The organism is Bacteroidota bacterium (genome assembly GCA_020161395.1).
In the GTDB taxonomy this organism is placed as follows: Bacteria; Bacteroidota; Ignavibacteria; order Ignavibacteriales; family Ignavibacteriaceae; genus UTCHB3.
In genome coordinates this window covers 24,817-45,792 of sequence record JAIUOE010000007.1, presented here as the reverse complement: position 1 = coordinate 45,792, position 20,976 = coordinate 24,817, and the positions used below count along the sequence as shown (strand labels likewise).

Sequence of the window (20,976 nt, the reverse complement as noted above, 5' to 3'; positions counted from 1 at the left end):
TATGTCAGATTGAAGGTATTTTGGCTGCTTCGTTCTCCAAAGCTTCCATTGCCATTTCATCCTCATCTCTTACGATGAGTGAACGGTATTTTCTCAATCCTGTTCCGGCCGGAATAAGACGACCCATTACAACATTCTCTTTTAATCCTCTAAGGGTGTCTCTCTTCGCCTGAATCGCTGCGTTTGCCAGTACTTTTGTGGTTTCCTGGAATGAAGCGGCAGAGATAAAACTTTCAGTTTCGAGCGCGGCTCTGGTAATTCCGAGCAACATGTGATCGAAAGTAGCCTGTTCAGCGTCACGATACTGAATTTCCGGTTTGCTTCTCTTTTTGAGTTCCAGATTAATCTCAGACAACTTCTTTCTGGAGATGAGCTGTCCGGGTTTAAGAATAGAACCACCGGCGTCGGTTACAATAACTGACTCGATCATTTTTTCGTTCTCTTCCATAAACTCGGCTTTGTCAACAACATCCTCCTCGAGGAATCTGGTGTCACCCGGCTGCACAACTTTGATCTTCTGAAGCATCTGACGCACAATTACCTCGATATGCTTGTCGTTGATCTTAACACCCTGCAAACGATACACTTCCTGTATTTCGTTTACGAGGTATTCCTGTACTGCGTTTGTACCTTTGATTCTCAAGATGTCATGCGGATCAACCGGACCATCTATAATCTTCTCGCCGGCAGGTATTTCATCACCTTCCTGCACGAGTGTGTGTTTACTAATCTGTACATTGTATTTCTTCTCGTCAGACTTGTCAACAGCGGTTACGATAATCTCACGGGTACCTTTTCTCTTCGCACCGAACGATACAACACCTTCGATATCTGCGATGATTGCAGGATCCTGCGGATTTCTTGCTTCAAACAGCTCGGTTACTCTTGGAAGACCACCGGTGATATCCCGTGTCTTCGAAGCCTGCTTGGCTATCTTGGCAAGAATTGTACCTGCAGGTATTTCCTGACCCTCTTCGACAGAGAGGAAGGCTTTTGCAGGGATGTTGAACGATCTCTTTTCGCCATCAGCGTTTTCTACAACGATGGATGGTGAGAGAGATTTGTCCTTAGGTTCGATCACAACCTTCTGAACATGGCCTGTCTGATCATCAGTAATCTGCTCGTATGTAAATTTATCGATAAGATCGACAAACTTGATTACACCGGTGATATCTGAAAGAATCAGAGCATTATAAGGATCATGGTAGTAAAGGGGTTGTTTTTTCCTTACCTTTTGATTTTCATCCACGAGCAGTTCTGCACCGTAGGGAACATCAAACTTCCTGAGAAGAATTTCATTATTGTCAACTATTTCAACGATTCCTCTTCGTCCGGTAACCACTTTTACTTTTCCGAAGATTGAATCTTTCTCAACAAATGTTACTCTGTTGTATCTTACAATACCTTCAACAGGTGTATCAACCTGTGATTGTGTCGCAATACGGGCAGAGGTACCACCAAGGTGGAAAGTTCTGAGTGTAAGCTGTGTACCCGGTTCACCGATTGACTGTGCAGCAATAACGCCCACAGCTTCACCAATTTCAACGAGTTTGCCGTTTGTAAGGTTTCTTCCATAACAATGGGCGCAGACACCATGTTTAGCTTCACATGTAAGTACTGTTCTGATATAGACAGAATCGAGTCCGGCGTCTTCGATGACGGCGGCGATTTCTTCTGTAATCATTAAACCGTTTTCACAAATCAGTTCATCGGTTCTTGGATCGTAAATATCGCCCTGGGCAACTCTACCGACAATTCTCTCGGTGAGCGGTTCGCGTTCTTCTCCGGCTTCTTTAAGAGCGGAGATTTCGATACCAAGAATGGTACCGCAGTCAATCTGGGTGATAATCACATCCTGGGCAACATCCACGAGCCTTCTCGTAAGGTAACCGGCATCTGCTGTTTTAAGAGCTGTATCTGCAAGACCTTTACGGGCACCGTGAGTGGAGATGAAGTATTCGAGTACCGAAAGACCTTCTTTGAAGTTGGCTATGATCGGGTTCTCGATAATTTCACCTGCCTGACCGGTAAGTGATTTCTGAGGTTTCATCATAAGACCACGCATACCTGCAAGCTGGCGAACCTGTTCCGAAGAACCTCTCGCACCCGAGTCAACCATCATGTGAATGGGGTTGAATCCCTGGTTCGATTCTCTGAGTTTCTCCATAAGAACCTTGCCAACATCATTGGTTGCGTGTGTCCAGATATCGATGATCTTGTTGTATCTCTCGGTATCTGTGATAAAACCGTTTTCATGTTCGTTAAGTACCTGCTCAACTTTTCTGTTGGCTTCGCCGATAATCGATTCTTTTTCTGCGGGAACCACAAGATCACTAAAGGAGATGGAAAGTCCACCCTTCATGGCGAATGTGAAACCGAGATCTTTCAAATCATCGAGGAACCTGGCAGTTACTTTATTTCCAAGCCTCATGAACATAAGGTTTACGAATGCACCGAATGATTTCTTCACGAGCAACTGGTTATAGAATCCCATTTCTTTGGGAACAATTTTGTTGAAGATAACCCTTCCAACAGTGGTTTCGATCATTTTGCCGTCAATTCTTACCTTGATCTTGGCATGGAGACCGACTACTTTGTTGTTATAGGCTATTTCCACCTCTTCATCATTGCTGAAAACCATTCCTTCGCCGAGATCGCCATCTTTCTTTTTGGTCAGATAGTAAACACCCAATACGATATCCTGTGTAGGAACAACAATCGGGCTTCCGTTCTGTGGAGAAAGGATGTTGTGGCTCGAAAGCATAAGAAGTTGTGCTTCAAGCTTGGCTTCATCTGAAAGAGGCACATGCACAGCCATCTGATCACCGTCAAAATCCGCGTTAAAAGCGGTACAAACCATCGGATGGAGCCTGATGGCTTTCTCATCGATGAGTTTTGGCTGGAATGCCTGGATACCAAGACGGTGAAGCGTGGGAGCACGGTTCAGCATCACTGGATGTCCGTCGATAATTTTTTCGAGAATTTCCCAAATAATTGGATCTTTTCTCTCGACTACCTTCTTGGCACTCTTAACGGTTTTGTTGTGCCCTCTCTCGATCAGCTTCCTGATGATAAGAGGTTTGAAAAGTTCGTACGCCATGTCTTTAGGGAGACCGCACTGATGAAGTTTCAGTTCAGGACCCACAACGATAACCGATCTGCCGGAGTAGTCAACTCTTTTTCCGAGGAGGTTCTGGCGGAAACGACCCTGTTTACCTTTGAGCATGTCGCTCAACGATTTTAACGGTCTGTTGTTATCACTTCTTACCGCAGAACCGCGTCTTGAGTTGTCGAAGAGGGCATCAACAGCTTCCTGAAGCATTCTTTTCTCATTTCTGAGAATTACTTCGGGAGCCTTAATGTCAATCAATCTCTTGAGACGGTTGTTACGAATGATTACTCTTCTGTAGAGATCGTTGAGATCACTTGTGGCAAACCTTCCACCTTCGAGGGGAACCAAAGGTCGCAACTCGGGTGGAATCACAGGAATGTAGTTGAGAACCATCCATTCAGGTTTGTTCTCAAGTTTGTCTTCCTTCGTACGGAAAGCTTCAATTACTCTAAGTCTCTTAAGTAATTCTTCTTTTTTCTGCTGTGAGCCTTCGCGGCTGAGCTGATCTTTGAGTTCATAGAATTTCTCCTCTACATTGAGGTTCTTCAGAAGCTCGCGGATTGCTTCCCCGCCTATTTTGGCATAAAATTTATTCGGGTCATTATCAGCCAGTTTATCATTTCCAACAGGTAATGATTTCTGGATTTCTGAATACTGATCCTCGGTTATGAGATCGTTTACCCTGAGACCTGTTGGTCCCGGATTCATAACTACATAAGACTCATAATAAACTATTTTTTCAAGTTCCTTTGAGCTGAAGCCCAAAAGATTTCCAATTTTCGATGGCAGCGATTTGAAGAACCAGATATGTACTACGGGAACGGCAAGACCTATATGGCCCATTCTTTCTCTTCGTACACTCTTCTGAGTAACCTCAACACCGCATCTGTCGCAGATGATACCTTTGTATCTGATCCTTTTATACTTGCCACAGTAACACTCCCAGTCACGCGTGGGCCCGAAAATTTTCTCACAGAAAAGCCCGTCCTTTTCAGGTCTGAACGATCTATAATTTATGGTTTCAGGTTTCGTTACCTCGCCATGGGATCTATCAAGTATATCATCGGGGCTCGCCAATGTAATAGTAATAGAATTAACATCTTTTATTACATTTTCCGGCAATCTTAATGACATATAAAAAACTCCTTCCGAGTATCTGTTTGCAAATTATTTAACTACTCAATGTCGACATCAAGGCCTAAACCTTGAAGTTCTTTAATGAGTACATTAAATGCTTCGGGCACATTCGGTTCTTGAATATTTTCACCTTTAACAATCGACTCATACACTTTGGTTCTGCCGGCTACATCATCACTTTTTACTGTGAGAATTTCCTGAAGAATATGTGAAGCACCGTAAGCCTCGAGAGCCCACACTTCCATTTCTCCAAATCTCTGACCACCAAACTGGGCTTTACCCCCGAGTGGCTGCTGTGTAATAAGCGAGTATGGTCCGATAGACCTTGCGTGAAGTTTATCATCGACAAGGTGACTCAATTTAAGCATGTAGATATATCCACATGTAACTTTTTGATCGAAAGGCTCACCTGTTCTGCCATCATGCAATTCGGTTTTACAACCGACAGGCAGACCGGCTTTTTCGAGGTAACCATCCACATCTTTCACTTCGGCACCGTCAAATACCGGTGTGGCAAACTTGACACCAAGTTTCTTGCCAACCCACCCCAGTGCAGTTTCATACAACTGACCAAGGTTCATACGGGAAGGTACGCCGAGAGGATTCAGGATCATTTCAACCTGAGTGCCATCCGGGAGGAAGGGCATGTCTTCCTGAGGAACAATTTTGGCAACGACACCTTTGTTTCCGTGTCTTCCCGCCATCTTGTCACCCACGGAAATCTTTCTCTTTTTGGCAACATAAACTTTTGCCAGTTGAATGATTCCCGGTGGAAGTTCATCACCAATCTGTATTTTTTGCTTTTCGCGTTTGTAATCTTCATCAACATCGGCAAGCTTTCTGAGATAATTTTTCATCAGAGCCCTTACGAACTCATTCGATCTCTCATCTTCAAACCAGCCAAGCTTGTCATCAAGTCTCTCGATTGTATCAACGGTCTCCAAAACAGAGCGGTCGATGACAGTGCCTGACTTGATAACCGTGATTCCGTGTTCATCTTTTACACCGAGAGTTTTCTTTCCTTCGCAGATTTTGGCAAGTCTGTCAATCATCTTGTCGCGAAGCGCGATTTTCTCTCTCGAATATTTAATTTCCAGTTCCTCGGAAAGTTTTTTCTCGAGTTTTTTGGATTCGGCGTCTTTCCTTCTGCGGCTGAAGAGTCTGGTCTTGATAACCGTTCCTCTTAGTCCGGGAGTTGCGCGAAGTGAAGCGTCTTTTACTTCACCGGCTTTTTCACCGAAGATAGCTCTTAGTAGTTTCTCCTCAGGTGTTGGATCAGATTCCCCTTTCGGAGTCAGTTTACCAATGAGGATATCACTTTCCTTGACTTCGGCACCAATTCTGATGATACCGTTTTCGTCGAGGTTTTTTACAGTTTCTTCACTAACATTAGGGATTTCACGGGTAAGCTCCTCGTCACCTCTCTTGGTCTCACGAACCTGAAGTTCGAATTCCTCGATGTGTATCGACGAGAAAACATCGTTCATAACGAGTTTTTCAGAGAGGATGATAGCATCCTCAAAATTGTAACCTCTCCAGGGCATGAATGCCACCAGAATGTTTCTGCCGAGAGCAAGTTCACCTTGATCTGTGGCAAATCCATCTGCGAGAACATCACCTTTTTTCACTTTTTGTCCGATTTTAACAATGGGTCTCTGAGTGATGCTGGTTTCCTGGTTGGTACCGGAGAATTTAATAAGCTTGTAGGTTACAGTCTTTACTTCGTTGAACTCGGTAAGAGCCTCAAATGAGAGAGGATCGATGTTATAGTCGACAACTATTTTATCGGCATCAACATAAACCACTTCTCCATCTTCCTGAGCCACTATTACCGATCTTGTATCCCGGGCTACCCTTCCTTCGAGACCTGTTCCTACGAGTGGAGCTTCAGGTTTTATCAGAGGAACAGCCTGGCGTTGCATGTTCGAACCCATGAGAGCACGGTTGGCATCGTCATGCTCGAGGAATGGAATCAAAGCTGCAGCAGCACTTACAATCTGCGCTGGCGCCACATCCATGAACTCGACTTCCTGTGGATGCACAATCGGGAAATCACCTTTTCTGCGGCATTTAACTCTTTCTCTTACGAACTTTCCGTTCCCGTCGATCGGAGCATTTGCCTGAGCGATGGTGTACATGTCTTCCTGCTCTGCAGTAAGATATACCACATCTGAAGAAACTATGCCGTCTTTTACAACACGGTATGGAGTTTCCAAAAATCCGAATTTGTTTACTCTCGAAAAAATCGTGAGTGAGGAAATAAGACCGATGTTTGGACCTTCAGGGGTTTCAATCGGGCAGAGACGACCATAATGAGTATAGTGCACATCTCGAACTTCAAACCCTGCTCTCTCTCTGGTAAGACCGCCTGGTCCCAAAGCAGACATTCTTCTCTTGTGAGTTAACTCCGAGAGTGGATTTGTCTGATCCATAAACTGTGAGAGCTGGTTTGTTCCGAAGAACGATGTAATTACACTGCTGATGGTTCTGGCATTTACAAGATCCTGAGGTGCAAATCCTTCTGCATCTCTGATCGACATTCTGTCTTTAATTGTTCTTGCCATTCTTGCAAGACCTGTGTTGAACTGCATTTGAAGCTGCTCACCCACGGTTCTTACTCTTCTGTTTCCAAGATGATCTATATCGTCCGATGCAGCGTTTTCATCTTTCATCTTGATGATATATTTCATAATTTCAATGAAATCCTGAATGTGCAAAACTGTCAAATCGTCAGGGATAATACCCTTAAGATTCAACTTGTCATTCATACGGTGTCTGCCCACTTCGCCGAGATCATATCTCTTGTCATTGAAGAAGGTCTTCTCAAGCAGTCCGGCAGCAGTTTCAACATCAGGTGCTTCACCTGTTCTCAACTGTCTGTAGATTGAAAGAAGAGCTTCATCCTTGCTGTGGGTAGTATCTTTTTCCAGAGTATTTAAAATAAGATTCTGATCGAGGTTCAGGTCGGTTCTGATCAAATTGATCGACTCAACACCCGAATTTCTGATCATCTCAACTGCTTCCTCATCGATAATATCGTTACGGTTAAGGAAGATTTCACCGGTATTGGTATCAAACACTTCAGTTGCCACTTTCCTTGAAAGAAGCGATTCTGGATCGGTTTCGTTCAGGTCAATGGTTTCATATAATTCAAATATGCTTAAGATTTCGTCATCGATTTCGTAACCGAGAGCTCTTAGAAGTGTGGTTGAGGGGAATTTTTTTCTTCTGTCGATATAGACATTGAGTACATAATTAATGTCAGTGGTAAACTCGACCCATGACCCCTTCAGAGGAATAATCCTTGCTGAATATAACGGGGTTCCGTTGGGGTGAACCGTCTGTGAAAAAGCAACGCCGGGTGAACGGTGAAGCTGTGAAACCACAACTCTCTCCGCACCATTGATGATAAAAGTTGCCTGATCTGACATAAATGGAAGTGTACCGAGGTAAACCGTCTGCTGCACTGAATTTACCCACTCGCCTGTGTCAGGATCCTTGGATGATAAAGTCAGCTTTGCTTTAATGCTCGCCGAGTAGGTTAAACCTTTTTCTCTGCACTCCTGGATGGAATATCTTGGTTTCTCTATATAATATTCGTTGTAATCGAGGCGGTATTTTGCCTTGTGATTGTCGGGATTGTCCAGGATGGGAAAATTACTTGTAAAAACTTGCTGTAAGCCCTTGTTCTCTCGTTCGGAGGGGGCAACATCCATCTGTAAAAAATCAAAAAAGGACTCCTTTTGAACGCTAAGGAGATCCGGAATTTCCAGTACGGAATTTATATTACCGAAGGTAATTCTGTCATTGTTCAATTGAATAACCTCAAAGTTGTTTTGTCAAATCGTCTGCTAGCAATCATGATCTGAACATAAATAATAAAAAGCGATAAGACGATGATTATCGTCTTATCACTCAAAAATCAGGTTAAGGAATAAAAGTAAATTGATAAATTACTTTAATTCTACCTTTGCACCGGCTTCTTCAAGCTCTTTTTTGACTTTTTCAGCTTCGTCTTTTGAAACCTGTTCTTTAACCGGCTTTGGAGCTGCTTCCACGAGGTCTTTAGCTTCTTTCAAACCTAATCCTGTGTGAGCTCTAACAACTTTGATAACACCAATCTTGTTAGCGCCTGCTTCTGCAAGAATAACATCGAATTCTGTTTTCTCTTCAACCACAGCAGCGGCTTCGGCTGGAGCAGCAGCACCCATAACTACAGGGGCGGCAGCGGTAACACCGAATTCATCTTCGAGTGCTTTCTTCAATTCAGCAGCTTCAACAAGGGTTAAAGCTTTGATTAATTCTACTAACTGAGATACTTTCTCTGACATCTTTAGTTCTCCATTTTTAAATTTTTTCTAAAAAATTATGCAGCTTTCTTTTTGGCAATTTCATCGATAACGCTAACGAGGTCTCTCATGACCGCATTGAGTGTGCCAACGATACCTGAAGCAGGCGCATTGATGCTGCCAAGAATACCTGCTATAATTTCTGCCTTTGTCGGCAGTTTTGCCAACACATCCAACTGTTCGCCGGAATAGTACTGTGTCTCGATGTAACAGGCTTTTAACCCGAATTTCTGAGTATCATCATTGAATTTTTTGATGATCTTGGCAGGTGCTACAGGATTATCGAAAGCGAATACAAATCCTGTCATTCCGACCATGTTCTCAGCAAGTTTGGGATATTTTCCTGACTCTACAAGAGCGCGTTTGAACAAGGTGTTTTTAATAACCTTATATACAACGCCCTCTTTCCTGAACTCATTTCTGAGTTTGGAGATCTGAGCCACATCAACTCCGGTGTAGTCAGTAAGATATATAGCGGTAGAATCGTTTAGAAGCTCTACGATTTCCGCAATGACTTCACCTTTTTGTTCTCTGTTCATTTAACTCCCGAATCAGTTTGTTTATACCTCGTCGGTATAGAAGCAGTTCGTTTTGTTTGTGCGTAATAAACTTTAATTAAGTTCTTCTTTTGCTATCTTTAAGCCGGGACCCATCGTTGAAGAGAGAAATACACTCTTCATGTAGGTACCTTTGGCTGCTGCAGGTTTCAGTTTGTTAACCTGATTGATCAGTGCTTTGGCATTTTCTTCAAGTTGTTCGGTGGTAAAATTTAATTTTCCAACCGCAGCATGAATGATACCCTGTTTGTTAACTCTGAAATCGATCTTTCCTGCCTTCACTTCCTTTACGGCTTTTGCTACATCCATGGTAACTGTACCGCTTTTTGGGTTAGGCATGAGACCTTTTGGTCCGAGTATCTTACCGAATTTTCCAAGCTGTCCCATAACATCAGGGGTAGCGATTACCACATCAACATCGGGAACTTCATTTTTCTCGATCGCTGTGAGGTATTCCTGGAAACCTGCATACTCGGCACCTGCATCAAGTGCCTCCTGAATCTTTGGACCTTGTGCCACAACAAGCACCTTCACAGTTTTACCTGTTCCGTGCGGAAGTGATACGGTGCCTCTAACCATCTGGTCTGCGTGTCTTGGATCGACACCGAGACGGAGTGCACATTCAAGTGATTCAACAAATTTTACATTTGATGCACCTTTAAGAACATCAATTGCCTGAGCAACTGTGTATTCTTTATCTACATTGACTTTCGCCAATACTGATTTGTATCTTTTTGATATTTTCATTTTCAGCTTCCTTATCCTTCAACCGTGATGCCCATGCTACGGGCAGTACCGGCAACCATTGATGCGGCTGCTTCGAGTGTGTTAGCATTAAGATCGGGCATTTTTAATTGAGCGATTTCCTCAACCTGTTTCCTGGTAACTTTTGCTACTTTGGTTCTGTTGGGTTCGGCTGATCCTCCCTTTAAGCCTGCAGCTTTTATTAAAAGAACTGCAGCCGGAGGGGTTTTGGTAATGAATGTAAACGACTTGTCGGAAAAGACAGTAATCACAACTGGTATGATCAATCCATCCTGGCCGGCTGTTCTGGCGTTAAATTGTTTACAAAACTCCATTATGTTCACGCCCTTTTGACCTAAGGCTGGCCCTACCGGTGGAGACGGGTTTGCCTTTCCTGCGGGAATCTGGAGTTTTATATATCCGGTTATCTTTTTTGCCATTTTATAGACCTGTTAATTATAAAGTTTTTTTTTAATGTACCAATTCTGCTTGCACAAAATCGATTTCGACCGGGGTTTTTCTTCCGAAGATTGAGACGAGAACTTTTATTTTCATCCTCTCCTCATTTACTTCTTCCACTGAACCCGAGAAGTTGTTGAACGGGCCATCAATAATCTTAACTGTATCTCCCGTTCTGAATACAGTATCCAATCTTTCGAGATCCTCTTCCTGCTTCACTCTGCCGACAATTCTTTTTACTTCATCATCGCGAAGAGGAGCGGGGTTTTTACCGCCTAAAAATCCTATAACCGACTGTGTGTTGTTTATAAAATCCTTAACCTGAGCGTCGAGATCTACACAAATAAGAATATAGCCCGGTAAAAAGCTTCTGATTTTGCTTTTCTTTTTACCGTCCTTTACCTCGTAAACCTTTTCCTGGGGAAGCAATACTTCAGATATCTTCTCACCAAGTTTTGTATTATCACGGACTCCCAGCTCAATCAAGCCTTTTACTTTGGCTTCATGACCTGAAAGGGTCTGCAATACATACCATCTGTGTTCCATTTTGCTCCTTAATACAAAAAGCTGAAAAGGAATGATATTCCTTTATCAATAACGAAACATAAACCGGCAAAAACAAGCGACGAGGCTACGACTACCTGAGTGGAACTCTTCAGCTCTTCCCGGGTCGGCCAGGTTACTTTTTTCATCTCTTTGATGATATCTTCGTATAGCTTAATTATTTTCTGTTTCATTGTGGACTTTCGGACTGTTTAAGCACGCTGGGAGGGAATCGAACCCCCAACCTGCGGTTTTGGAGACCGCTGCTCTGCCAATTAAGCTACCAGCGTATTGGATTATTTAGTCTCTTTGTGAACTACCGGCTTGTTACACCAGCGGCAATATTTTTTATATTCTACTCTGGCAGGATGTAATCTTTTGTTCTTCGTTGTAGAGTAATTTCTTCTCTTACATTCAGTACATTCCAGGGTGATTATGTCTCTCATATCTCTACCTTAAATAAAAAGTTGAGCTGACGATCGGGATTGAACCGATGACCTCATCCTTACCAAGGATGTGCTCTACCAACTGAGCTACGTCAGCTTAATTAAACATAAAAAAAATGAAAGCAGCCAATGGCTCACTTTCATTGCTTTGTCTCAGAGCGGGAGACGGGACTCGAACCCGCGACCAACAGCTTGGAAGGCTGTGACTCTACCACTGAGTTACTCCCGCAATTCTCCATCCTTTTGTGGGCGGCGAGGGATTCGAACCCCCAAAGGCGTAAGCCAACGGATTTACAGTCCGCCCCGACTCTCCAACTTCGGCGTCCGCCCAACTATCGATTCCGTTCCAGAATTTTTCTGAAAGGGACTTCTAAAGTAAGATTTTTTTAATTTAAATGCAAGCAGTCAAGTGAAATAATTTTAAATTATTTTCTTCTCCTCAACTAATAAATCAAATCTGATAACTGACAACTAAAAAAAACTACTTCAACAACACTGATTTCACCGTCTGAGTGTAAACTGTGTTCCCATTTTCCGGTGATTGCACATTTAGCCTGAATATGTAAACGCCGGACGAAAACTTTGAACCGTCAAATCTTTTTTCGTGAAAACCCTTTTCCATTTCGCCCGATAACAGTTCTGTAACCCTCTGACCGGCGATGTTATAAACCGACAAAGAAACGATGCTCTTTTCTTTCAGCGAAAATTTTATCACTGTTTCAGGATTAAAGGGATTGGGATAATTTTGCCACAACCTGAATTCCCCGGGCACAGAAGTCTCATCTTTCTCAATACCTGTCGGGTAATAGTGGTATTTCGCACCAAAATGCTGGAATATCTGATCGATTCTTGCCCTGGTTACCGTGATCGAATTTAAATGATCCGTTCCCCTGCCTGCAACTATTGCATTGTGAAAAGTTATGGTATCACCTGCTCTCAGGTCGAATGGTCCCGAATTGGCTAAGCTTCTCTGATCGGTGGGAGTATTGTTCAACCACCCCGTGTTTGTCACAGGCTCACCCGAGTATATAAATATCTTTGAAGCGGTGCTGCAGGGAACCCCGCCATAAAACTGCCCGAAGGGCCATGTGCAGGGATCGATCACGGAACCGGTCTTTTGTCTTCCCTTCTGGTAGTTTCGCAGTTCAGAGGAGTAAGTCGGATCCCCGTGAGTCGGGTGCGACCCGATATAATGCTGTGATGATGTCATTCCCAGATTCGAAGCTCCCGGGATTCTTTTATTTTGGAAGGGTCTCCCCATCGGAACAATGGCGGTATCAAGAGGAATATCCAAACCCGGATCATAAATATTGTTTCCGTTCATATCCTGAAATGATATCCCGGGAATAAATACAGGCTGACCAAACAATATTGTCTGAAAGACGGCGGGAGGATTCACACCGAAAGAGCCGTCAGGTCCCTCGTTCCAGATATAACTGCTGTTTCTTATCGTATCAGTTCCGAAAAGATCATCCACATAATCACCCAAATCGGTGTCGCTCCATGCAGAAAAAATTGCTCCGGGAATATTCGGCGTAACAGTCCCTTTGTTTACAATTTCATACCGGATAAATATTGCATCCCTAACTGCATACGAAGGGGAATTTGGAAACGCGTAAACAGTCTGTCTCACTTCTATCCCCGAAGGATATTCTGAGAATCTTCTCCGATCTCTCGGGACAGCATCGTTATAGACACAATAATATGAGATTTCACCCAAAATCTCGGGCATGTCCTCGTTTGGTTCCCAAATTCCGTTATTGTTCAGATCAATTGGATCATATATCCCGTTTTGATTTCCGTCCCAGTATCTTGCACCTGACTGAACCGCATACTTCCAAACCTGCCAGCTTGCCCCGAATGCCGAATCCTCTGCTGCCACCCGGTAAATTCCATTTCGGGGATCTTCCGGTTGTGAACCCACAGGTCCTGTTTGATAATCGTCAATTCTCGATGCGGACATCACACTCGCAGACCAGACTGCCCCGTCTTTGAATCCCGAAAGTGAAAAACCATTCGAAAAAATGATGGGGATCGAATCATATCTGATCGAAGATTTACCGTCTATGCTGACATCTCCGATTACGCCATTTCTGTCAAAAGGTACCCACAAAGCTCCCGTTGTAAAACTGTCCATTACCTTTACTCCATCAATCAAAAAGGCAAATGTAAAATCAGCAGATGAAAGATAATTAGTCCCGCCGTTCATCAGGACACTCAACCTGCCGAAATCCCCGGGTGAAGCAACTTTTACAAATCCTCTGAAAATACCGTCACCGGCTGTGGAATCGTTATGAAGTCCGTCATCATAAAGGTTAAATTCCACAGGTACTTCGTTTAGTGTGCCCCTTATTTTCCCGTTCAGACCCGAAAGATGATAACCGGCATACACGAGGAAAAATATCGAATCACCAAGGGCAGGCACGGCAGGCAGCATTTTCGTTGAGAAGATTACAGGAGGTGCTTCATTATCACCCATTGTCAGACCGTTCCCCCACCAAAGTCTTGTTTTCCCTGTCGGGGACGACCTCAAACTGGAAAAAACAATGTCAGGCGACACAGATTGAGGATTGATGTTCAGATTAGCATCATCACCGGCATATTTTGTCAATTGAACGGGTGACTGCCAGCTAACCCCGTTATCGGTACTTGAAATCCTGAAAAAATCAGAATTTCTGAATGCACCGATCGTGTACCTGACCTGACGGTAAAAGATGTGGAGATTCCCCTGCGAGTCTTTATAAAATTTTGGATTTCTGATCTCATCAACTGAGGAGAGTGCAGTGGTGGTGTCCTTCCACTGACCTGTGGAAGCAGTGTATTTCATCAACATTATTTTCCTGTTCGCCACATTTTTTTCCTGACAAGCAAGAATCATGTCACCGTTACCCGACGGAAGAAGTGTCGGATTGGAAAACCCGCCTGTTGTCAGAACCTGATACTGGGAAAAAGTGATTCCATTATCCGTACTTTTTGAAAACCCGATTGAATTCTGATTCTGTGATATCCCGAGCACTATCTCATTGCCACCGTTGTAAATCGCCGATGTAATTTTAAGCTGACTTTCGACGGATATTCCATTATAGAGTTTCAAATATCTGCTGATTCCCCAGTTGTTTCCTCCATCATCAGAGATTTTATATTTATAAACTCCTCCTCCGACTCTGAAAATTGCCAGCATCCGGTTGTTTGCAGTTTTTACAAGAAACGGAACCGAAAGACTGTCTTCCGCTGACAGGGTTGAAACTGTTGTATCAAAGAGAAGTGAAGGAGTGCCCCAGGTAGTTCCTGAATTGCTGCTTTTCGAAAGGAAATATTGAACCCTGCCGGGATAGAAATGTTCCGAATGAAGTGCCAAATACTGATTGCCGGTTAAAGCAACTATCTCGCCGGACCTGTGGTTTAGTGTATCACTTGCCGGATAAAAGGTTACAGGGTTTGTTTGTGCCCAAAGCAAAGATACTACGAAAATGTTTATAAAACTCAAATACTTGAAAAGCATGGCGTTTTCCTCCCGGTTTAATTTTCGGGGGTCCACCTGCGGACGCCCGGGACATTAGATGATAAATTCCTACTTAACTTCCACAATTTCTATTGCGAAGTTCAGGATTTCTCCTGCAAGGTCATGGTTGGCATCAAGAGTAATGGTTTCATCATTCAATTCTATTACTGTCATGATTATGTTTTCACCATTTTCTCCATCGAGTTCCAACCGGTCTCCAAGTTCCACCTCCATATCGGGCAACTGGGCTCTCTGCACCTCCACCACCAGAGCGTCACGATATTCACCGTAACCAAGCTCAGGGGGAACTGCCACATCCTTTTTCTCACCAACTTCCATCCCAAGGACTGCAAGCTCCAATCCGGGGATGATTTCATTGTTACCAACCCTGAAAACGAGTGGTTCTTTACCGTACGATGTCTCAAATTCTTCGCCGTCTGCAAAGGTGCCGGTATAATGCATCGTCACGAGTGAACCTTTTTGAATTGAAGCCATTTTTATTCTCTTTCATATTTGAAGTTAGCGAAACCGGTCTCAAATTATCTTTGAAACCACGAGGTAATATAATAAAGAACTCCTTCTTTCACAATTTTTTCCCTCGTCACATTTTTTACAGTAAGAACACAATAGAAATGACACCAACTCGACTCGATAGAAATGACACCCAAAATAATCTTATAAAATCTTAAATTTTACCTTATTTCGACAAAATGGTATAAATAATGTATTTTAAAATATATTATTTGTATATTTGCAGTGTTATGAATAAAAAAATCCGATTTAATCTGGTATCTGAAGAGTTGATTATTCAACGACTTCAATTCGAAAATCCGTGGTGGACAACCGGGCGACCCTCCGAATTCTTTGTCACTTTTGATAAACGGCTTCATTTCTCTGATTTCCAGGCTTTGGTTGAAGAAACTTCTGTCAGAAGAGCGGTTATCCTTATGGGACCCCGGCGGGTTGGGAAAACAGTTTTGATGCACCAGTCAATAAGTGAATTGCTGAGACAACGAATACCCCCCAATCAAATTTTCTATATTAGCATTGAAAACCCGATATACAACTATCGAGGGCTTGAAGAGTTGTTTCATCTCTCTCTCAAAGCAAGCGGCAGAAAAGAACCGAAAGGATGCCTCATCTTTTTCGATGAGATTCAGTACCTGAAAGACTGGGAAGTCCATTTAAAATCGTTGGTCGACAGCTATCCTCAAACAAAATTCATTGTCTCCGGCTCAGCTTCAGCTGCCCTTAAGTTAAAAAGCATGGAAAGCGGTGCCGGCAGATTCACTGATTTTAAGCTCCCCCCACTCTCTTTCCGGGAGTACCTTACCCTTCTGAATCTTGATTATCTGGTTGAAAAAATTAGTGACGACAGTCTTGCATTTCCAAACACCGGATTCACCTCGCCCAATTTAGGTGAACTAAACCGGCAGTTTATAAACTACATAAATTTCGGCGGTTATCCTGAAGCCATTTTCAGTAAAAGGATTCAGTCTGACCCGGGAAGATATATTAAAAGCGATATTATCGATAAAGTCCTGCTCCGTGACTTGCCGGGTCTCTATGGCATAAGGGATGTTCAGGAACTTAACTCTTTTTTCACAACACTCGCCTACAATTCAGGAAATGAACTTTCTTTGGAAAGTCTCAGCTCAACAAGTGGCGTCGATAAAAATCTCCTCAAGAGATACCTCGAGTATCTTGAAGCTGCATTTCTCATCAGAATTTTAAACAGAGTTGATGATTCAGGGAAAAAATTCAGGAGGGCAACCTTCTATAAGATTTATCTTACGAACCCCTCTTTGAGAAGTGCCCTTTTCACACCAGTATCACAAATGGATGATTCGTTCGGCAACATGGTTGAAACTGCTGTCATGTCACAGTTGTTTTATAAGGACGGGATCAAACCTTATTATGCAAGGTGGAGTCAGGGCAGGAGCAACGGCGAGGTGGATCTGGTTTTGCTTGATGACTTTAAGCTAAAACCAAAATTCGCAATTGAAATCAAATGGAGTAACCGGTATTTCAACAACCCGTCTGAATTGAAAAGTTTGTCACTGTTTTGCAAAAAAAATAATCTAAATGAAGCTCTCGTCACCACAATCGACAAAACCGGTGCGAATGAATCAGGAGGGCTGAATCTTAAGTTTGTGCCTGCTTCCCTGTTTGCCTACTCTGCAGGCTTCTGAATTTTTAAGATAATTCAGACACTGCCAGATTTAATCTCTTTGAAGTGATCTTCCCGGGATTGAACCCGGAGAATATAAGTTCATTGTTCTGAAAATTTTTAATCAATAACATTGAGTTTCATTCCGACAAAAACAAACCGAAAAAAAAAAAAAACACCCAAAATAATCTCATAAAATCTTAAATTTTATCTTATTTCGACAAAATGGTATAAATAATGTATTTTAAAATATATTATTTGTGCATATTTAATCAGTTTGATATGTCGTATCATAAGTATAGAACCTTTTGGTCTTTCGATTTTGGTAATTGCAAATGCATTGTATCGAATGATAGATTGATCAGGGTTCTACTCATTCGATTGCAGAGAAATGATACATTAGTTTCTCGGCAGTAATTCTAACATTGATAGTTACGGACATTTTTTTTAGATTCGGTATTCAATTTGAAAGTTTTTTATGAAATTTAAATTCGGTGAGTTGTTTTGCGGTCCTGGTGGACTAGGATTGGCTGCAAAGTCTGCTAAATTGTCTCATAACAACGAGGAATTCAGTATTGAGCATGCCTGGTCAACCGATTATGATCGTGATTCATGCCTGACTTATACATATAATATTTGTCCCGAAAATCCGAAGAGTGTTGTATGTAAAGATATTCGACAATTAGACATCGCCTCTCTTCGCAAAATTTCCGAAATAGATGCCCTAGGATTTGGTTTCCCATGCAATGATTTTAGTATAGTGGGTGAGCAAAAAGGAATGGATGGTGTTTATGGGCCACTCTATTCATACGGCGCAAAAACCATGGAGATATTTCAACCTAAATGGTTTCTAGCGGAAAATGTTGCTGGATTAAAAAATGCCAATGAAGGTGATGCATTCAAAAAAATTCTTTCCACATTTTACGATATGGGTTATTCCGTTTATCCACACTTGTATAAATTTAATGAATATGGTGTTCCTCAAAATCGGCAAAGAATTCTTATTATAGGTATAAGAAAAGACTTAGATGTCGTGTATCGTGTCCCATCAACCCGGCCTTTTAGAAAAATTGATATATCCGTTAAGAATGCTATAGAAAATCCACCTATTCAACTTGATGCCACCAATAATGAGCTTACCCGGCAATCTCAACAAGTAATTGAAAGATTAAAGCATATAAAACCTGGTGAAAATGCATTTACAGCCAATATTCCGGAAAATCTCCGGCTTAATGTGAAAGCCGCCCAAATAAGTCAAATTTATAAAAGATTGGTCCCTGACAAACCGAGTTATACGATTACCGGGAGTGGTGGAGGGGGAACACATGTTTACCATTGGCAGGAAGACCGTGCTCTAACAAATAGAGAAAGGGCTCGAATACAGACTTTTCCTGATGATTTTGTTTTTATTGGATCGAAGGAAAGTGTGCGGAAACAAATCGGAATGGCAGTTCCTGCAAGAGGAGCACAAGTAATATTTGAAGCAATTCTCAAAAGTTTTGCAGGTGTCGAATATGACTGGGTACCAAATAACATTAATCCTCTCATCCATGATAACCATAAAAAAAGATTTTTCGGATTAAGGTTTTCCAAAGATGTGGAATTGAACCTCTTTGATCAAATTAATATAGTTTAAACATTTTGCGAGGTTATATGATTACGACAGCACTATTTGAAGAGGTACTGATTAAGCCGGCTCAAATATCAGACGAACTAAGGATTGTTTCCGGATACGCAACACCAGCTATGGCATTTAGACATTTAAGTGTTCTATCAGATATGAATCTTAATATTAAGGTAAATCTAATTGTCGGAATGACTCCTCAAGAGGGAATCTCATTAACCGGACATAAAGGCTTCAAAAAAATAATGGGGGATATTTTCAAAGATTGCTTCCAGTGTAGCTATCTTCAAAATTTACCCCCGGTCCATTCCAAATTGTATATATGGCTTAAAGACGGCAGACCTGTTCAGAGCTATTTGGGATCTGCAAATTACACACAGAAGGCTTTTAATGGATTAAAACAGATGGAGATACTTGCAGGATGTGACAGGGATATTGCACTTGACTATTTTAATGATTTAGAAAAAAACTCTATCTATTGTGATCATCCTGATGTGGAAACTTCTGTCTTAATTTATACTGATTCATCGCGCACAATACCGAAACAAAAAAGAAAGAGGGATAAGTTACCCGTAGCGAAGGTATCAGATTACAGTAATCAAAGTCTTGAGAATATTACTATTTCATTAATCCCGAAATCCGGTATTATCCAAAAGGTTGGTGGATTGAATTGGGGACAAAGAAGTGGGCGGAATCACAATCAAGCCTACATCCAACTTCCGCCTGAAGTTTATAAAAGTGAATTCTTCCCAATAAGAGGCACTCATTTCACTGTTATCACTGACGATGGCAAAACACTTATCTGCACACGGGCTCAAAAGAACAATTGGGGTGCAGCTATTCATACACCCCATAACAACAGCTTGTTAGGAGAGTACTTTCGAAACAGGCTTGGGGTTGCCTCAGGTGCATTCATCCAAAATGCAGACCTTAAAAGATACGGCAGGGATAATGTGACCTTTTACAAAATTGATGATGAAAATTACTATATGGACTTCTCGAATTAAAACTTGGTTTCTCAAGACATTAAGTTATTAAATCATCTTATTCATGAGTCCATTTAGCCACAAAAAAAGCTGTCACCGAATGATCAGCGACAGCTTTTTTCAATTCTTAAGAAAATTATCAGATATCCACTTCGATTCCCTTGATAATTACTTCTGTATCGAGAGCAATTACAAGTTCCTCATTTGTGGGGATTCTGAAAACTTTCACTTTCGAGCCCTCGGGAGAGATATCTTCATCACCGGCGGCATTTTTTGCTTCGTCAATATCCATACCCATGAACTTCAGACTTTTACAGACTGCGGAACGGACATCCGGAGAGTTCTCTCCGATACCACCCGTAAATACGAGGGCGTCAATTCCACCCATTGCCGCTGCATAGGCACCGACATATTTTGTGATTCTGTAACAGAAGACATCAAAAGCATACTTCGAGCGTTTGTGACCATCTTTCATTGCCGAGATAATTTCACGCATGTCGGATGACTCACCGCTGATACCAACGAGACCGCTGTGTTTGTTGAGAAGGGTGTTGGCTTCAGAAAGCTGTAATCCTTCCTTACCCATGATATGCAGGATGATTGATGTATCAATATCACCGCATCTTGTACCCATAAGAAGTCCTTCAAGGGGAGTAAATCCCATTGAGGTATCAACCGAAGTGCCATGATCGACTGCAGCCATGCTGCATCCGTTTCCGAGGTGAGCAGTTACCACCTTCAACTCATTCAATGGTTTCCCGAGCTTTTTTGCTGCCCTGCCCGCTACAAACCTGTGCGAAGTACCGTGAAAACCATACCGGCGAATCTGATGACTCTTGTAAAGCTCATACGGGATTCCGTACAGATATGCTTTTGGCTCCATCTTGGAATGGAAAGCAGTATCAAAAACACCAACTTGTGGTATATTCGGAAGCACTCTCGTGACAGCCTGAATACCTTTGATGTTTGGTGGATTGTGAAGTGGTGCCAGACCGACATTATCCTGTAAAACCTTAATTACTTCCTGCGTAATAAGAACAGAACCTGCAAAGGTCTCACCACCGTGCACAACTCTGTGTCCGACGGCGTCTATTTCACTTTTATCTTCTATCACTCCGTGATTTTTGGAGAGAAGAACAGCAAGAACATACTCTATACCGATTGCATGATCGAGAATCTCGCCAACTATGTTAATCTTGTCACCATCATACCTGATGTGAGTGAGCACAGCTCCCGACATTCCGATTCTGTCAACCAGACCTTTTGCGAGTGCAACCCTTTGAACAGTATCATAGAATTGATACTTGATCGACGAGCTGCCGCAATTTAATACTAATACTTTCATTT

Annotated in this window: 15 protein-coding genes and 4 tRNA genes; 3 read left to right on the top strand and 16 right to left on the bottom strand. The window is 42.3% G+C overall.

Annotation, left to right across the window (positions count from 1 at the left end; genetic code table 11):
• Positions 1 to 4: 4 nt before the first annotated feature.
• From rpoC to LCH52_11860, 15 genes are all read right to left on the bottom strand, one after another.
• A complete protein-coding gene (gene rpoC / locus LCH52_11930; protein ID MCA0389188.1) occupies positions 5 to 4,246 on the bottom strand; it encodes a DNA-directed RNA polymerase subunit beta' in 4,242 nt (1,413 codons plus the stop codon).
• Between the two features lie 41 nt (positions 4,247 to 4,287).
• Complete coding sequence (rpoB, locus tag LCH52_11925; GenBank protein MCA0389187.1) at positions 4,288 to 8,064, bottom strand: DNA-directed RNA polymerase subunit beta; 3,777 nt, start codon at positions 8,062 to 8,064, stop codon at positions 4,288 to 4,290.
• Between the two features lie 138 nt (positions 8,065 to 8,202).
• Positions 8,203 to 8,580, bottom strand: a complete 378-nt coding sequence (gene rplL / locus LCH52_11920) for a 50S ribosomal protein L7/L12 (protein MCA0389186.1) — start codon at positions 8,578 to 8,580, stop codon at positions 8,203 to 8,205.
• A gap of 35 nt (positions 8,581 to 8,615) precedes the next feature.
• Positions 8,616 to 9,137, bottom strand: coding sequence for a 50S ribosomal protein L10 (gene rplJ / locus LCH52_11915; protein ID MCA0389185.1), 522 nt, complete (start codon positions 9,135 to 9,137; stop codon positions 8,616 to 8,618).
• 72 nt (positions 9,138 to 9,209) lie between these two features.
• A complete protein-coding gene (gene rplA, locus LCH52_11910) occupies positions 9,210 to 9,902 on the bottom strand; it encodes a 50S ribosomal protein L1 (protein MCA0389184.1) in 693 nt (230 codons plus the stop codon).
• A gap of 11 nt (positions 9,903 to 9,913) precedes the next feature.
• The gene (rplK, locus tag LCH52_11905; GenBank protein ID MCA0389183.1) at positions 9,914 to 10,339 is read right to left on the bottom strand and encodes a 50S ribosomal protein L11; all 426 of its coding nucleotides are present in this window, start codon (positions 10,337 to 10,339) and stop codon (positions 9,914 to 9,916) included.
• Between the two features lie 31 nt (positions 10,340 to 10,370).
• The gene (nusG, locus tag LCH52_11900) at positions 10,371 to 10,904 is read right to left on the bottom strand and encodes a transcription termination/antitermination protein NusG (GenBank protein ID MCA0389182.1); all 534 of its coding nucleotides are present in this window, start codon (positions 10,902 to 10,904) and stop codon (positions 10,371 to 10,373) included.
• An 8-nt stretch (positions 10,905 to 10,912) separates the two neighbouring features.
• Positions 10,913 to 11,095 carry a preprotein translocase subunit SecE gene (secE, locus tag LCH52_11895; protein ID MCA0389181.1) on the bottom strand — a complete coding sequence of 61 codons (183 nt, stop codon included), beginning with the start codon at positions 11,093 to 11,095 and terminating at the stop codon, positions 10,913 to 10,915.
• A gap of 23 nt (positions 11,096 to 11,118) precedes the next feature.
• A tRNA-Trp gene (locus LCH52_11890) sits at positions 11,119 to 11,191 on the bottom strand.
• Between the two features lie 6 nt (positions 11,192 to 11,197).
• Positions 11,198 to 11,347, bottom strand: coding sequence for a 50S ribosomal protein L33 (rpmG, locus tag LCH52_11885; GenBank protein MCA0389180.1), 150 nt, complete (start codon positions 11,345 to 11,347; stop codon positions 11,198 to 11,200).
• A 24-nt stretch (positions 11,348 to 11,371) separates the two neighbouring features.
• Positions 11,372 to 11,444 (bottom strand) — tRNA-Thr (locus LCH52_11880).
• A 60-nt stretch (positions 11,445 to 11,504) separates the two neighbouring features.
• Positions 11,505 to 11,576 (bottom strand) — tRNA-Gly (locus LCH52_11875).
• Between the two features lie 17 nt (positions 11,577 to 11,593).
• Positions 11,594 to 11,677: transfer RNA gene (locus tag LCH52_11870), tRNA-Tyr, on the bottom strand.
• A 151-nt stretch (positions 11,678 to 11,828) separates the two neighbouring features.
• Positions 11,829 to 14,849: a T9SS type A sorting domain-containing protein gene (locus LCH52_11865; GenBank protein MCA0389179.1), complete on the bottom strand. Its 3,021-nt coding sequence runs from the start codon at positions 14,847 to 14,849 to the stop codon at positions 11,829 to 11,831.
• A 69-nt stretch (positions 14,850 to 14,918) separates the two neighbouring features.
• Positions 14,919 to 15,344 carry a peptidylprolyl isomerase gene (locus LCH52_11860; protein ID MCA0389178.1) on the bottom strand — a complete coding sequence of 142 codons (426 nt, stop codon included), beginning with the start codon at positions 15,342 to 15,344 and terminating at the stop codon, positions 14,919 to 14,921.
• 266 nt (positions 15,345 to 15,610) lie between these two features.
• Here LCH52_11860 and LCH52_11855 point away from each other — a divergent pair, with 266 nt between their 5' ends.
• The 3 genes from LCH52_11855 (at position 15,611) to LCH52_11845 (ending at position 19,650) form a co-directional block, all read left to right on the top strand.
• Complete coding sequence (locus LCH52_11855; protein ID MCA0389177.1) at positions 15,611 to 17,041, top strand: ATP-binding protein; 1,431 nt, start codon at positions 15,611 to 15,613, stop codon at positions 17,039 to 17,041.
• A gap of 456 nt (positions 17,042 to 17,497) precedes the next feature.
• A complete protein-coding gene (locus LCH52_11850; protein MCA0389176.1) occupies positions 17,498 to 18,655 on the top strand; it encodes a DNA cytosine methyltransferase in 1,158 nt (385 codons plus the stop codon).
• 17 nt (positions 18,656 to 18,672) lie between these two features.
• Positions 18,673 to 19,650, top strand: coding sequence for an NgoFVII family restriction endonuclease (locus LCH52_11845; GenBank protein MCA0389175.1), 978 nt, complete (start codon positions 18,673 to 18,675; stop codon positions 19,648 to 19,650).
• 118 nt (positions 19,651 to 19,768) lie between these two features.
• Here the strand turns inward: LCH52_11845 and LCH52_11840 are convergent, their stop codons facing one another.
• Positions 19,769 to 20,974 carry an acetate kinase gene (locus LCH52_11840; GenBank protein ID MCA0389174.1) on the bottom strand — a complete coding sequence of 402 codons (1,206 nt, stop codon included), beginning with the start codon at positions 20,972 to 20,974 and terminating at the stop codon, positions 19,769 to 19,771.
• Positions 20,975 to 20,976: the final 2 nt, after the last annotated feature.

Coding starts and splice junctions, on each gene's coding strand:
- rpoC (MCA0389188.1), bottom strand. CDS start 4,246: ATGTCATTAAGATTGCCGGAAAATGTAATAAAAGATGTTAATTCTATT.
- rplL (MCA0389186.1), bottom strand. CDS start 8,580: ATGTCAGAGAAAGTATCTCAGTTAGTAGAATTAATCAAAGCTTTAACC.
- rplJ (MCA0389185.1), bottom strand. CDS start 9,137: ATGAACAGAGAACAAAAAGGTGAAGTCATTGCGGAAATCGTAGAGCTT.
- rplA (MCA0389184.1), bottom strand. CDS start 9,902: ATGAAAATATCAAAAAGATACAAATCAGTATTGGCGAAAGTCAATGTA.
- rplK (MCA0389183.1), bottom strand. CDS start 10,339: ATGGCAAAAAAGATAACCGGATATATAAAACTCCAGATTCCCGCAGGA.
- nusG (MCA0389182.1), bottom strand. CDS start 10,904: ATGGAACACAGATGGTATGTATTGCAGACCCTTTCAGGTCATGAAGCC.
- secE (MCA0389181.1), bottom strand. CDS start 11,095: ATGAAACAGAAAATAATTAAGCTATACGAAGATATCATCAAAGAGATG.
- rpmG (MCA0389180.1), bottom strand. CDS start 11,347: ATGAGAGACATAATCACCCTGGAATGTACTGAATGTAAGAGAAGAAAT.
- LCH52_11865 (MCA0389179.1), bottom strand. CDS start 14,849: ATGCTTTTCAAGTATTTGAGTTTTATAAACATTTTCGTAGTATCTTTG.
- LCH52_11860 (MCA0389178.1), bottom strand. CDS start 15,344: ATGGCTTCAATTCAAAAAGGTTCACTCGTGACGATGCATTATACCGGC.
- LCH52_11855 (MCA0389177.1), top strand. CDS start 15,611: ATGAATAAAAAAATCCGATTTAATCTGGTATCTGAAGAGTTGATTATT.
- LCH52_11850 (MCA0389176.1), top strand. CDS start 17,498: ATGAAATTTAAATTCGGTGAGTTGTTTTGCGGTCCTGGTGGACTAGGA.
- LCH52_11845 (MCA0389175.1), top strand. CDS start 18,673: ATGATTACGACAGCACTATTTGAAGAGGTACTGATTAAGCCGGCTCAA.
- LCH52_11840 (MCA0389174.1), bottom strand. CDS start 20,974: ATGAAAGTATTAGTATTAAATTGCGGCAGCTCGTCGATCAAGTATCAA.